12 protein-coding genes are annotated in these 15,109 nt (G+C 30.3%); 5 read left to right on the top strand and 7 right to left on the bottom strand.

Annotation, left to right across the window (positions count from 1 at the left end):
- Positions 1–135: 135 nt before the first annotated feature.
- Positions 136–993, top strand: a complete 858-nt coding sequence (locus OCU47_RS19580) for a LysR family transcriptional regulator (RefSeq protein ID WP_261830252.1) — start codon at positions 136–138, stop codon at positions 991–993.
- 154 nt (positions 994–1,147) lie between these two features.
- On the opposite strand, the gene OCU47_RS19575 is transcribed toward OCU47_RS19580, so the two are convergent.
- The 5 genes from OCU47_RS19575 to OCU47_RS19555 form a co-directional block, all read right to left on the bottom strand.
- Complete coding sequence (locus tag OCU47_RS19575; RefSeq protein ID WP_261830251.1) at positions 1,148–2,014, bottom strand: SDR family oxidoreductase; 867 nt, start codon at positions 2,012–2,014, stop codon at positions 1,148–1,150.
- 77 nt (positions 2,015–2,091) lie between these two features.
- Positions 2,092–2,283, bottom strand: a complete 192-nt coding sequence (locus OCU47_RS19570) for a ferredoxin (RefSeq protein ID WP_261830250.1) — start codon at positions 2,281–2,283, stop codon at positions 2,092–2,094.
- A 181-nt stretch (positions 2,284–2,464) separates the two neighbouring features.
- The gene (gene yjeM, locus OCU47_RS19565; RefSeq protein WP_261830249.1) at positions 2,465–3,964 is read right to left on the bottom strand and encodes a glutamate/gamma-aminobutyrate family transporter YjeM; all 1,500 of its coding nucleotides are present in this window, start codon (positions 3,962–3,964) and stop codon (positions 2,465–2,467) included.
- 302 nt (positions 3,965–4,266) lie between these two features.
- The gene (locus OCU47_RS19560) at positions 4,267–4,674 is read right to left on the bottom strand and encodes a ferritin family protein (RefSeq protein ID WP_261830248.1); all 408 of its coding nucleotides are present in this window, start codon (positions 4,672–4,674) and stop codon (positions 4,267–4,269) included.
- Between the two features lie 350 nt (positions 4,675–5,024).
- Positions 5,025–6,761, bottom strand: a complete 1,737-nt coding sequence (locus OCU47_RS19555) for a ferredoxin hydrogenase (protein ID WP_261830247.1) — start codon at positions 6,759–6,761, stop codon at positions 5,025–5,027.
- A gap of 363 nt (positions 6,762–7,124) precedes the next feature.
- On the opposite strand from OCU47_RS19555, the gene OCU47_RS19550 reads away from it, so the two are divergent.
- Positions 7,125–7,973, top strand: a complete 849-nt coding sequence (locus OCU47_RS19550; RefSeq protein ID WP_261830246.1) for a substrate-binding periplasmic protein — start codon at positions 7,125–7,127, stop codon at positions 7,971–7,973.
- Positions 7,974–8,007: 34 nt separating this feature from the next.
- On the top strand, positions 8,008–8,856 hold the full coding sequence (locus tag OCU47_RS19545; protein ID WP_261830245.1) for a substrate-binding periplasmic protein: 849 nt from the start codon (positions 8,008–8,010) through the stop codon (positions 8,854–8,856).
- Positions 8,857–8,907: 51 nt separating this feature from the next.
- Here the strand turns inward: OCU47_RS19545 and OCU47_RS19540 are convergent, their stop codons facing one another.
- The gene (locus tag OCU47_RS19540; RefSeq protein WP_261830244.1) at positions 8,908–10,617 is read right to left on the bottom strand and encodes an ABC transporter ATP-binding protein; all 1,710 of its coding nucleotides are present in this window, start codon (positions 10,615–10,617) and stop codon (positions 8,908–8,910) included.
- Between the two features lie 405 nt (positions 10,618–11,022).
- Between OCU47_RS19540 and OCU47_RS19535 the strand changes: the two genes are divergently transcribed.
- On the top strand, positions 11,023–11,622 hold the full coding sequence (locus OCU47_RS19535) for a VanZ family protein (protein ID WP_261830243.1): 600 nt from the start codon (positions 11,023–11,025) through the stop codon (positions 11,620–11,622).
- A 99-nt stretch (positions 11,623–11,721) separates the two neighbouring features.
- Here the strand turns inward: OCU47_RS19535 and OCU47_RS19530 are convergent, their stop codons facing one another.
- Positions 11,722–13,857, bottom strand: coding sequence for an Ig-like domain-containing protein (locus tag OCU47_RS19530; RefSeq protein WP_261830242.1), 2,136 nt, complete (start codon positions 13,855–13,857; stop codon positions 11,722–11,724).
- Between the two features lie 209 nt (positions 13,858–14,066).
- On the opposite strand from OCU47_RS19530, the gene OCU47_RS19525 reads away from it, so the two are divergent.
- Positions 14,067–15,092 (top strand): branched-chain amino acid aminotransferase, encoded by a 1,026-nt coding sequence (locus OCU47_RS19525; protein ID WP_261830241.1) that lies wholly within the window; start codon positions 14,067–14,069, stop codon positions 15,090–15,092.
- Positions 15,093–15,109: the final 17 nt, after the last annotated feature.

Here is a 15,109-nt window from a genome sequence, read left to right as displayed (position 1 = left end):
ATCCTTATTTTTCCATTATATCTACATTTACAGTGTAATTATTTATATGGAGATTGTATAATACTTATAAATGATGTTAATATCACTAATAGTGATATTAAAAATAAATTAGTTTTAATGAAAGGCTCTTATAATATGGAGATTAACGATTTAAAAATATTTCAAACAGTTGCCTATGAAAAATCTATATCAAAGGCTGCTCTAAAGCTTGGTTATGCCCAGTCAAACATAACCATGCGAATTAAATTACTTGAAAATACATTAAACTCAACTTTATTTATAAGAAACAATAAGGGTACTACAATTACAGATGATGGCGAAAAATTACTTAAATATGCAGATAAAATTCTTCAGTTATTTGATGAAATTAATGATGAGTTTCTTTCTGATTTTGCCCCAACTACTATTACAATAGGGGCCACTCAGACTATTTCTGCATCTATTTTACCTAAATTATTTTCTTTATTTTATGCTAAAAATCCAAAAGTTTCTTTGACGCTAAAAACAGAAAAACAAGATATTCTTCTTGATATGCTTATGATGGGTGAATTAGATGGTGCTTTTATATCTGGTGAGTTTTCAGATTTAAAACTTAGAAAGGTATTTGCTTTTAATGAAGAGTTGGCACTGATATCTTCTAGCCCCATTGATGATATTAATAATTTAACACTTCCTATAATAATAAATTCAGATATTAACTGTCCTTACAGAAATCTTTTAAAAGAATGGTTCATCTATAACAATACCAAACCCACTTCTGTTATTGAATTTGATTCTTTAGAATCCATTATTAGTGGTATTTCTGAAGATCTAGGGATTTCACTTTTGCCAAAAAGCGTTTTATCTAAAACTAATAATTTTTTTATTTATTATTTAAAAGATAACTTCAAACAAGCAGAGGTTAAATTTCTAATTAGCAGAAATAGAAAAATAGATACCTTACTTAAAAGCTTTATTAATATATCAAGTGATTATGTTTTTAATTCTCATTAATAAATTGAAATAGCAGTTAGAAAACAAATTCGTTTTCTAACTGCTATTCTTTTCTTTATTTCACGATAAAAATATATCTCATTATCACGATATCAAGAAACGCCAATTTCAACGGTTTGCAGACTTTTCTAATAATAATACTTTAATAAAAGTTCTACCCGTTAATTATCTCTCCACCATTTACATGAATGGTTTGACCTGTTATGTATGATGCATCCTCTGATGCTAAGAACACATAAGCTCCAGCTACTTCTACTGGCTGACCTGCTCTTTTCATTGGATTATCTGATCCAAAGGTTGCATTTTGATCTGCTTGGAAGGATGCTACAATAAGTGGTGTCCATATTGGACCTGGTGCCACTGAGTTAACCCTTATGCCCTTATCAACTAAATTTGATGCTAAAGATCTTGTGAAAGCACTTATAGCTCCTTTAGTTGCTGAATAATCAAGTAAATCTTTGCTGCCTTTAAATGCAGTTATTGAAGAAGTATTTATTATAGAAGAGCCTTTCTTCATATGAGGAACTACTGCCTTTGTAAAATAAAAGAAACTAAAGATATTTGTTTCAAAGGTTTCTTTTAATTGCTCTGCTGTAATATCAGTAATATTTTGTTGAGGATATTGCACTGCTGAATTGTTTACTAATATGTCTACTGTTCCAAATCTGTTTATAACATCATTAACCACCTTAGTACAAAATTCCTCTTGCTTTATATCCCCTTCGAATATTTCACATACTCCACCTTCAGTTTCTATACCCTTCTTTACTTCCTCTGCATCACCACGTTCTGTTGGATGGCAAACTATATTTACCTTTGCTCCTTGCTTTGCATAAGCATAGGCTACAGCCCTTCCTATACCACTATCACCACCTGTAATTATAGCTATCTTATCTAATAATCTTTCTGATATTTTATTGTATCCATCCTTAATAAATATAGGTTTTGACTTCATTTGTGCTTCTATTCCTGGCTGCTTTTCTTGATGTTCAGCCATGAAATTCTTTGGAAATTCTGGCATTGTTTCAATCACCTCTATACGTAAAATTTAGACTCTCAAAATAACTAAACATATAAACCTATGTCATTTCAGATACCTTATGCTTCTATAGATATTGCATCTACTGGACAGCCATCTCTAGCTTCTTGAGCAGAATCTTGTACTTCTTCACCTAATCCTTCACACATAACTTCTGCTTTTCCATCCTCACCCATTCCAAATACTTGTGTGCATATAGTTGGACATAGTCCACATCCTATACATTTGTCTTTATCAACCATAGCTTGCATAGTTATCTACTCCTTTTTATACAATTTAATTTATACATCTCAAAATAACAAATCCAAATATTCTAAAATCTTGACTCACTTATTTTTGAAGATGCCATATCAACTCTATTATTTCTCTTATTTAGATTACTATGCAAAAAGCAATCTATGAAAATTCATATTCATAGATTGCTTTTTAATTTTATTTTTTAAATTTATTTCGATTTTTTCTTTCATAAATATAGTATATAATAATAGCTACTATTGAGAACACTACAGGTCCTGCAAGCATCCAAACTGTATCCATTATCTTACCATTTGTTGCTGGTTCAATAATTGTAAATACGTTAGCCAAGCCCACAACTGCTACTACTATTACTGTTACTATAACAGATACAGTGTAACTCTTATATATTTCAACTGGTTTCTTTATTTCAGTCTTCTTCTTGAAGAATGGGAATGCAATTGCTATAAACATGTATGGAATAGTCATTGCTACATTAGTCATTAAAACTAACTTTCCAAAGAACTCCTTAGCAGCATCTCCACCAAATGATACTAATAGTACCATTACTGCAACAATTATACCTTGAATTTTTAAAGCATTCTTTGGTATACCCTCAGTAATTTCTCCCATTTTTCCTGGCCACATCTCTTTTGGAGTTCCTTCAATTAATTGCTTTAAAGGAGAATATGCCAAAGAGAAGAATGCTCCTGTTAATGCTAAGAACATTGAAAGTCCAGTATATCTAGCCACCCATGCTCCCATAGAAATAGCTACCGATTGGCTTGTTCCTAATGCCATTCCTAGTTGATATCCTAGATTTTTCATAACCACATAAGCTACATTTCCCATATGCACTGTGTTTGAAGATAAAACTGAATTCCAGTTTACAAAAAATCCACAAACAAAAATTCCAATGCAATATCCTAAAGAAATTATTATAGCTGCAATAGTAACTGCCTTAGGGAAAGTTTTCTCTGGATTCTCTGTTTCATCAACCAATCCTCCAACTACTTCTATCCCACCATATGCAAATATAGCAAAAACCATAAATGATACTAGTGATATAAGACTGTGATATGATTGATTAGGAGAATCTACAAAAGATCCTACTCCTGTAATTGGTTGTGCCAATTGTCCCTTATTTAAAACTAAAATCAGTAACCCTGCAAATAATAAAACTAAATTTAGTAATGATACTGCAGTTCCTGCTACAGACGTCACCTTTTTAATCTTTTCAAGACCTTTTGAAGCAACTATAGTAATAAATGTAATCCAACATACCCCTAACACACCTAAAAATTGTGTAGAAGTTAGTCCAAATAAATGCCAAGTAGATGTTTTATCTGTTCCAAAAATTGCATTTGAAAGTGGTATCCAAATTGATGAACAGATGTTTACCATCCATGTTACATAAGATGCGTACCACATAAATGTACCTACAAATGCAAATTTAGGCCCTACTGATTTCTCCATCCAAGAATATATTCCACCTTTTTCATCCTTAAATGCCGCTCCAAATTCTGAAAGCATTAATGCATATGGAATAAAAAATAGTATAGCTGATATTACATACCATGGAATTGCTGCATATCCCATTAAATAAAATGCTCTTGGCATATTTGCAAATCCAAAAACAGCTGTAAATATCATTAATATCAATGGAACTAATGTTAATTTACTTTTTCCTTCGTTCATTAAACCCTATCGTTACAGGAAATCAAATGTAATCGTTGTAAATATTGCCACCTCCCTGTAACTCCTCCTTTCTCAAGTTGTGCTTAAAAATTATACCATATGAAAAAGTTTTTAGACAAGCAGTTATTATTGGCATTTCTATATGTGTATTCCACCCATAAAGTTTATTTTCTTTATTATCATTCGGATAAATTTTCAAATATGAATTTTATACTGCAAAAAATTTCATTTCTGGTAATTCACCTCTTAACCAAATTCTAAGTTTGTATATATTTAACTTATTTTATTTATTAAAACATTAGTTACATATACATATTTCTCATAAGTTCTCCATGTCTTTGTTCATCTTTCATAATTTCATTAATCTTATGGAACTTGTTTACAAGAAAAGCATATTCATTTGCTGCCTTAATTTCTCCCTTAGATAATATTCTCAAAGTAAACTTCAATCCCAATACCTTATACATAATGATAATAAATGCAGCCTTTCCTCCCTTAGGTTTTAGATTTTCTTGTGTATACGACCTTAAGATACCTGCATGCTTTCCTTCATCTGCAGCTATTTTTAAAAAAATTTCCTTATACTCTGTTTCCTTAATAACTGCTGATAATTTTTTATATAGTATCACCGCATCTAGTTCCCCTTGCTGTGATTTTATTAACTTTATCTTTTCATTTGTTTCTATTACTAATTTCTTTTGATTTTTCAATTTCTATTCACTTCTCCTTGCATTAACAGGCTTTATACAACCTTTATAAAGTCTACTTTCTAAATTTTACATTTTATTTATTGATTATTTAAAATAAAACTAATTTTCATCAAATAAAATTCTAATTAATTAAATATTATTTTAACAAATTAAATTTAACATGTCTATTTATAGTTTCAATAATAATAAATTTTATCAATTTAAGAATGTTCATAATTATATTAAAACTTAATCCAGTATTCTACTGTGAATTTATAATAGCGTAATCAAAAAAGTCCTTGAAAACTACTCAGTTAACCCAACTAAGTAATTTCAAGGACTTCTATTTTTATATTAATTTAAAAGATATTCTATTTTGTATATTTGTGATGTAAAAGCTTATGAGCTAATCCTTCACCTGGTTTTCCCATATATGTTTCATACATCTTTAATAAAGCTGTATTCTTATGAGATTTTCTCTTCGCTAAAGTGCTATTCTTATCTTGGTTGTATAGAACTGAAGCTCTTACTGTCTTGATGTCAACCTTATCTCTTTCTACAGAACTTACGTGAGGTTGTCCACCACCGTTAACACAACCACCTATACAAGCCATAACTTCTATAAAGTGATATTGTTTTTCTTTCATTTTTTCTGATTTCATAAACTCAAATAAGTTTATTGAACCATTTACTACAGCTATGTTATAATCATTGCCACCTATATTAACAGTAGCTTCTTTTATTCCTTCAAGACCTCTAACTGCTGTATATTCTATATCTTCAAGATCTGCATTTTCTACAAAATCTTTAGCTGTTCTTAAAGCTGCTTCCATTACTCCACCAGTAGCTCCGAATATAACTCCTGCTCCTGAGTATTCTCCCATAGCTGGATCTGCTTGACTATCTTCAAGCTTAGCAAATGGAATCTTAGCATCTTTTATCATCTTAGCTAATTCTCTTGTTGTTATTACTGCATCTATTTCTCTTAACCCATTTACTTCAAATTCAGGTCTATCTGCTTCGAATTTCTTTGAAGTACAAGGCATTATAGTAACAGTAAATACATTCTTAGGATCTATCTTTTCTATTTCTGGGTAGTATGTCTTACTTGCTGCTCCAAATATTTGTTGTGGTGACTTAGCAGAAGATAAGTTTCCTAATAATTCTGGAAAGTAATTTTCTGTTTGTCTCACCCAACCTGGACAACAAGATGTAAACATTGGGAAAGGTCCATTAGCTTTAATTCTTTGAATAAGTTCTGTAGCCTCTTCCATTATTGTCATATCAGCTCCAAAGTTTATATCAAAAACCTTATTGAATCCTAATTGTCTTAATGCAGTATATATCTTACCAGTTACATCTACACCATATCCCATATTGAATAATTCACCAAGAGCTGCTCTTACAGATGGTGCCATAGCTACTATTACATGCTTTTCTGGGTCTGCTAAAGCTGTCTTAACCCTATCAATGTGTAATTTTTCTGATAAGGCATCTACTGGACATGCATTTATACATTGTCCACATAATAAACAATTTGTATCATCTACACATTGCATATCCTTAGCTGCAACTATTCTCTTTCCATCTTGCTTTGTAAATTCTAAAGTACAAGTGCCTGTCTTCTTTTTACATGCATCAATACATCTTCCACATTCAACACACTTAGTTCTGTCAAACACTAAAGACTTACTTCTATCATCTATGTATGGAGTTTTATCTTCTACAACAAATGGAGTTGTTGCTTTAGCTTTTGTCTTTATTACAAGCTTTAAGAACTCACAATTTTCTCTTCTCTTACAAGCTCCACATTTAAATTCATGCTTATCAAGTAATGAAGATATTCTCTTCTTAACCATCTCTTGAACTTTTTCTGAATTAGTTGTAACAACCATTCCATCTTCAACCATTGTTGTACATGATGTTGATAGCTTAGTCTTACCTTCTTGTTCTATTTCTACAACACATACTGCACACTTTGTTACACCATTACATTCTTCTAAGAAGCAAAGAGCTGGTATATCAATGTTGTTCTTTCTTGCTAATTGTAGAACAGATATGTTTTCATCAGTTTCGATTTGTACCCCGTTTATTACGATCTTCTTCATCTTTCCACCTCAAAAAATACTATTTTTATTTCATTTTATATTAAGTCATCTGAAAATAAATAACAAGTCCAAATAGACTAGTGCATGGCCTCACTTATTTCTTCAAGATACCTAAAATGTCATATACGAAATCATTCAACTATAATTATAACAAACAGTGTTAAAAAAATCACGAACTTTATTATAATTATACAAATAAATTTATTGGATAAACTGTAAATAAGATTAGCGCATTGTAGTTATAGCTGACTCTATAAAAAATTAGCATTTTCTATGAACAAGAGAATATTTGCAACAAATAAAAGAAAATATAAAATATAACTGCTTTTTATTAGAGTATATTTAAGTTTAGGAGGAATTTAATTGAGAAGTTTTTTAAAATTTGTAACTATATTAATTCTAGTGCTAAATTTTACACTGTATTTAGGTAATAATATAGTAAAAGCAAACGAAAATACGACCTCTGTTCAACAAATGGATAGGCTAAAAAAAATTAAAAAAAGTGGAGTACTAACAGTATTATCAGCTAACATGGCTCCATATTCTTATAAGGATCCTATAAATGGTGAATTTAGTGGACTTGATGCAGATATTATAAAAGAAATAGCCTACCGCCTTGGAGTTAATAATGTGAATGCACAATACATAGCATTTCCTTCCTTGCTCGAAGAAGGAATAAATAATCCTCAAATTGATTCAATTGCTCAAGGATTATATATAACAGATGAACGTAAGAAATTGATGAATTTCACCAACCCAATCTATACTGAAAGGGATGTTATATTAACCAGAAAAGATACAAATATAAACAATAAAGATGACCTTAAAAACAAGATAATTGGTGTGGTTGCTGGTTCATTCAATGATAATATAGCTAACAATTGGAAGCAGCAAGGTTTAATAAGTGATTATATACGTTTTTATGATAGCAATTCTTTACTCCTAGCATTAGAAAATAAAATTATTGATGCAGTAGTCACTTCTTCTATACTAGGAGAAAATGCTCTTTTACAAAGACCTAATTCAAACTTTAAGTTGTTATCTCCAATCCAATATAAGTCAGAAGCAACTTTTAACGTAGGATATGCATTAAAGAAAGAAGATATCACATTATTGAACGCAATTAATGAGGCACTACAAGAGATGAAGACTGACGGCACCTTATATGGAATACTAGCTAAACGGAGCTTAACATCACACTATATTCCATAGAAATTAAATGATCTTAAGCTTAGGAGGAATTTACTTGAAAAGACTTTTAATGTTTATAATTTTATCAATTTTTATTTCAAATATCATTCCCAATGTAAATGCTAACATAGTTCAAGCAAATGAACATGCAACTTCAGTGCAACAATCTGATAGATTAGAAAGAATAAAACAGAAAGGAGTACTGACAGTACTATCCCCTGATGCTATCCCATACTCCTATAAAGATCCTATATCTGGTGAATTTAGTGGACTTGATGCAGATATTATAAAAGAAATAGCTAGACGTTTAGGAGCAAATAAAGTGGATGCACGCTATCTAGCATTTCCTTACATAATAGAAGAATTGGTTAACAATCCTGAAATTGATCTTATTGCACAGGGCTTCTATGCTACAGCTGGTCGTAAAAATTTAGTAAATTTCACTACTCCAATTTATACTGAAGTAGATGCAATATTAACAAGAAAGGATACAAATATAAACAATAAAGATACTTTAAAAAACAAGGTAATCGGTGTAATTGGAGATACAGTTTATGAAGATATGGCTAAGAACTGGAAAAACCAAGGATTAATAAAAACTTATACAAGATTTTTTGATAATAACTCATTATATCTAGCATTAGAACATAATGTTGTAGACGCTATAATTACTGATTCTATAATGGCAGAAAGTGCTCTTTTACAAAGACCTAACTTAAATTTAAAATTGCTATCCCCAAATCAATATAAACCAGAAATAAATTTAGCTGTAGGATATGCTTTAAAGAAAGAAGATACTACTCTACTAAATGCAATTAATCAAACCATAAAAGAAATGAAGGATGATGGAACTCTATATTCCATATTGGCTAAACGCAGCTTAATATCACACTACATTCCATAAGACATTAAAAAAGAAGAAGGCATAAGCCTTCTTCCATCAAACATCATTAATTTAGTTATACATAACATTTAATCCACTATAGATTCCACCTAAGTTCATCAACTCTTCATGAGTTCCTCTTTCTTCTATTCCCTTGTCTGTTACAACTACTATTTCATCAGCATTCTTAACAGTGGTTAATCTATGTGCAACTACTAAGGTTGTTCTTTCCTTACATAACTCTTCCAAGGATTGTTGAATTTCATATTCTGTTACATTATCTAAGGCTGAAGTTGCCTCATCTAATATAAGTATTGGAGGATTCTTAAGGAATACTCTTGCTATAGAAATTCTTTGTTTTTGCCCACCTGACAACTTTACTCCTCTTTCCCCTACATAAGTATCATATCTGTTTGGTAAAGTCATTATAAAATCATGAAGACTAGCTCTTTTAGCTGCTTGTATGATTTCTTCATCTGTAGCTCTTGGACTTCCATACAGTATATTGTCCTTTATTGTCCCTGTAAATAAGAATACATCCTGTTGAACAACTCCAATGTTACTTCTTAACGATCTTAAAGAAACATCGTGAATATCATTGCCATCTATTAATATTCTTCCTTCCTCAAATTCATAAAATCTAGGAATTAGGTTACAAATAGTTGTTTTTCCTCCACCAGATGGTCCTACTAATGCTACCATCTTACCTGCTTCTATTGAAAGATTAAAGTTTTCTAAGATTTGAGCATTATTTTCATCATAACTGAAGCTTACATTCTCTATATCTATTCTTCCCTTAACGTTCTTTAACTCTGTGGTATTTTCTTTTTCTTGTTGAGGGACTTCCTCTATTATCTCCATATATCTCTTGAAGCCTGTTGTACCAGCTTGGTATTGCTCCATAAAGTTTATAAGTTTCTTTATTGGCTGCATAAATGACTTAATATATAAAATATAAGCTGCTAAATCACCTATGCTAATATACTCTTTATATGCAAAATATCCTGACCCAATTAAAACCAATAAATCTAGCAAATCAGTAAAGAAGTTCATACCTGCAAAGTATTCTCCCATAACCTTATAAGAGTATTCTCTTGCCTTCTTAAACTTCACGTTATTTTCTTGGAATTTTTGCATTTCAAATTCTTCATTTGCAAAAGACTTAGTTACTTTTACCCCTGCTAGACTGTTTTCCAAGGTTGCATTAACCTCTCCAGTTTTAACTCTAGTTTCTAAAAATGCATCGTTCATCTTTTTTCTTCTAGACATTGTGAACCATAATAATATTGGTATAAAAGCAAATATAATTATAGTCAAAGGAACATTTATTGTGCATAAAACAATTAATGATCCTATTATCATTACTACAGAAGTAAATATATCTTCTGGACCATGATGTGCCAGTTCTGAAACTTCCATAAGGTCGTTTATCATTCTTGACATTATTACTCCAGCCTTATTGTTGTCAAAATACTTACATGGCAGTGACTGAAGATGTTCAAACATATCTCTTCTCATATCTGCCTGCATCCTTACCCCAACTGCATGCCCATAGTAAGTCATAAAATAATTAAGCCCAGCTTTAATTATATATATAATCAACAACGCTACAGCAAATACTACTAAACTCCTAAGATTTTTATTTGGAATAATGTCATTAATCACATTTCTTGTTAACATAGGATAAATCAAATCACAACCAGCAACTAAAAATGCTGCAAAAAAATCTAAAAAGAATAATGTCCTATGTGGTTTATAAAAGCTTATAAATTTTTTTAACATATTTCTACACCCCCTAAACTTTTATTATACAGTATAGGGGTATACATTACAATTTTTAAAAAAACATTCTATTTTGGAAGTTGAGCCTATATACCTAAATCCTTATTTTTACTACTTAAATCTGCCTATCTAATTAAGATTTTGTTAATACCCAGCTTAATACTTGGATTATGAGTTTACATTTTGTATAATAAAACAATATCACAATTAACACTATATTTACAGGTTTTGCCAGAAAATAATATGATCTAAAATCATATTCTAAGTAAGTTTTTAAGAAAGATAACTATTAAATTTTTGATAAACAACAAATACTTAAACAAAGATAAAAGCATTTTATCTAAAAGGAGAAAGTAACCAATTATCAAATTATAGAGATCTAAAATAATTCGATTGGAGGATGTTATGAAAAAGTTTTTTGAGAATTTATTAATTTTAATTTTGAGTTCTATAGTTGCACTAATAATCAATTATTATTTGACAAGTAAAATTGTTTTTAATCTTGTCAGTATAAATGATTTTATTATTAAGCCATTTTCAATTATATTAATTATATTTCAAATAGTTTGTATATTTTGTATTACTCAGTTTATTATTTATAAAACTATAGATGAAACAACTTTAAAAGTTTTTTATATATGCTATTTTTTAATGTTAATACCTTCATTATTTGGAAGAAACTTTTTTAAAATTAGAATCTATAATTTAAATCCACTACTTTTATTGGATCAATTAAAATCTTTTGACAGTGTTATAACTGCAATACTTAATGTTATATTATTTATGCCTATAGGGTACCTTTTTAAAAACAAGAAATTTGGAACACTTATTGCTATAATGCTTCCAGTAGAATTTATGATAGAGTCTACCCAACTTATATTTAAAGTTGGTGTTTTTGATGTTGATGATATTATTCTTAACATTATTGGTATCTCACTAGGCTACTTATTAACACAAAAATTTATTTCTGAGTCTTCTGATGATAAAAATGATATTGATAGTTAATATTCAACTTATTACTTCTTAGTTTATAGAAATTAAACTCCTAATTTTAACATTAAAAGCGTAGAAATTAATCTACGCTTTTAATTTATTATACATTTTCTATTTATTAATATTTATAATTCTACTGCATTCAGAGGTACTACCATCATTGCCAACAACCTTCACTGTCACATTGTGTTTTCCCTTAGTAATATTACCTGCAGTTACAGTACAGTTAAAACCACTGTTATCAGCATCTTTATATTGAGGAAATACTCTCTTTACATCTGGTCTTTTTTGTCCTATTGTTGTATATGCTATATGTTTACCATCAATAAGTATTTCTATGCTTTTTACCCCAGATGGATTCAATACCCAACCACTTACATTAAACTTATTGCTAATTCCTTGCCCATTAGTTGGAGTATCCACATTCATTTTTACTGGCAATTTAGATATTTGGAAGTTCTTACTCTTTTCTGCACACACTTCCCCTCCGTTTTCTGCTCTTGCAGTTACTGTATGGACTCCATTTGAGAGTTTACTTATATCTAAATTATAACTAAAACCACTCTTATCTGCCTCCTGATATTCAGGAAATACTTTCTTTACATCTGGTCTACTTTCACCAATCTTTGCATCTCCTACATATTTGCCATCAATAAGTATTTGTACACGGTCTACTCCAAATATATCTAATGCCCAACCATTTATTTTAAAATTATCACTAACTGTTTTATTATTTACAGGATTATCAATATTAATTGTTTGTGATTTTAGACAAAGCCTATAGACGTATCCTCTAACTTTCCCTTGTTTTGTATCATATTCTATATATGGAAATCTGTTAGTCTGATCATCCAATAAAATAACCTTAGTTCCAGGCTTTAAACTTCCAATAACTTCATGGTCACATGCAGGTACTGAAAAAACTTCTATATTATTTCCTTTATTACTAGTTTCATATTGCTTAGGCTTAAGGCTACTATGTTCTATACTAGAACTAATGCTTACATAGTTTTCTACTGACCTCTTATCAATATACCCTCTTTGTGGACCTTTAGCTGTAACATACTCAATAACGAAATAATTATTTTCTTCAGCTATTATTGTTACATTCTCATTCTCAGCCACTGTTCCTTTTTTTGCATATACAGAAGCATTAGGCCCATAATAAACTGGAGCTTGAGATGCTAGATATGAAACTTGTGCCTGTGATCTTTCAGGGAATATACTTGATTTTCTAGCAATCTTCTTTCCATCGGTACTTGCCTCTTTAACTGAAACTGCATTTGACACTTTTAATAAATCAAATAGTTTATGAGCTAATTCACCTTTATTTTCATATGAATCAGAAAAATATTTGCTATCTAATACTATTACTGTGCCTTTATGTTCCTTATTCATTGCCACTTTAGAATTGAAACCATTAAAATTAACCTTCTTATAAGTCTTACCTTGATTGTTGTAAATTACGCTGCCTGTATCTCTACCTATTACTATCTTTTCATTTCTAATAATACTATCTATCATATTTGAATAAACTATTGAATCATCGCCATTGTAACCATCTTTTAAACTTTGTCTTAAATATCCTTTTGAATCAAAATAATAATATGCACCACAAACTTCATGCATTAGATTTGATATATATTCCCTATCTTCCTCTGCAACCCAAATTCCATTATCACTTGGAATACTCCCAGCTTGTTGTAATATATCTTGAGAATTGAATACTGATTTTGATTTATTGTTTAAAGCTGCAAATGTTGCTGTATAATCATTAACTGTTTTCAAAGATTGATTATTGTCTGTTGCACTATTAGGTTTTACATTTATTTTATAAATCCCACCTTGTTTAGGGTAAAACCGCAATACTCTATTTAAAGTGTCTAACTTGCAATACTCCACTTCCTTGAAGCTTCCATTTGTTTGTTTTTGATATACCGTTAATTTAGAATCATCAATTTGTGAACCATAATCTAAAATATATCTTATATCTACAGCATGTCCCACGCTTTGATTTATGAAATCATTGCTGACTTCTACCTCTTCATTAATTGCAACTTCTCCACAGTTTTCTATTTTTTTAATTGAATTTAATTTTTCTTGTGTTCCTAAACTCGATAAAATATTGGTTTTTTTAAGATTTTCTGTTGTTGTAGCTTTAGCCATACTTACACCAACTGTATTAAACAATGTTGCCATAGTAAAAGCTGTTAATGTCACACCACCAATAAATTTTCTGCCTCTCATAATTCTCCCCCTTAAACATTAATATGCATAATATTAACATGCGAGTTTAATTAAGTCAATTAGCTATAAATACGCCTACATTTGCTAATTAACTTTTTTAATATTTTCGATTTATTCCTTAACTATTAATCGTAATAGTGGTAAAATATATAATTAAGCGTACATAAAAATTCAGAATAATTTCAAAAATAAATGTGGGAGGTATTTTTATGTCTAAAGAAGTTAATATCGATTGGGGAAATCTTGGATTTAGTTATATAAAGACAGATTTTCGTTATATTTCTATGTGGAAAGACGGTAAATGGGATGATGGTAAATTAGTTGAGGATAACATGATTTCCATCAGTGAAGCGTCTACTTGCCTACATTATGGTCAAGAATGCTTTGAGGGGCTAAAAGCATACAGAACAAAAGAAGGAAAAATCCAATTATTTAGAGTTGATAAGAACGCTGAAAGAATGAATACTAGCGCTGAAAAATTACTTATGCCAGAAGTGCCAAAGGAAAAGTTCATTGATGCTTGTATGCAAGTTGTAAAAGCAAATGAACATTATGTTCCTCCATATGGAACTGGTGCAACCTTATATCTAAGACCATTCTTAATTGGTGTTGGTGATAACATAGGGGTTAAACCTGCTCCAGAGTACCTATTTGGTGTATTCTGTATTCCAGTTGGACCTTATTTCAAGGGCGGAATGGCTCCTTGTAACTTCAACGTTGCAGACTATGATAGAGCTGCTCCTAGAGGAACTGGTGGATATAAAGTTGGAGGTAACTACGCTTCTTCTTTAAATTCTCACAAAATGGCTGCTGATGCTGGTTTTGCAGATTGTATTTACTTAGATCCTGCAACTAATACTAAAATTGATGAAGTTGGTGCTGCAAACTTCTTTGGAATTACAAAGAATGATGAATTCGTAACTCCAGTTTCACCTTCTATTTTACCTAGCATAACAAAATATTCTCTTATGCAAATAGCTAAAGATTATTTAAAAATGCCTGTTTATGAAAGAGAAGTTTTCATAGATAAATTAGATGAATTCAAAGAGGCAGGTGCTTGTGGTACTGCTGCTGTTATCACTCCAATTGGAGGAATTGAATACAAAGGTAAGTTTCATGTTTTCTATGATGAAAAGGAAGTTGGACCTGTAACAAAAGAATTATACAGAATTCTATGTGGTATCCAAGTTGGAGATGTAGAAGCTCCAGAAGGATGGATATTTGAAGTAAAATAGATAAGTCCATATACTAG

It is taken from the genome of Clostridium sp. TW13 (genome assembly GCF_024345225.1).
Classification (GTDB): domain Bacteria; phylum Bacillota; class Clostridia; order Clostridiales; family Clostridiaceae; genus Inconstantimicrobium; species Inconstantimicrobium mannanitabidum.
Note: the sequence above shows the minus strand (reverse complement) of the source record. Positions and strands in the feature narration are given on the sequence as shown.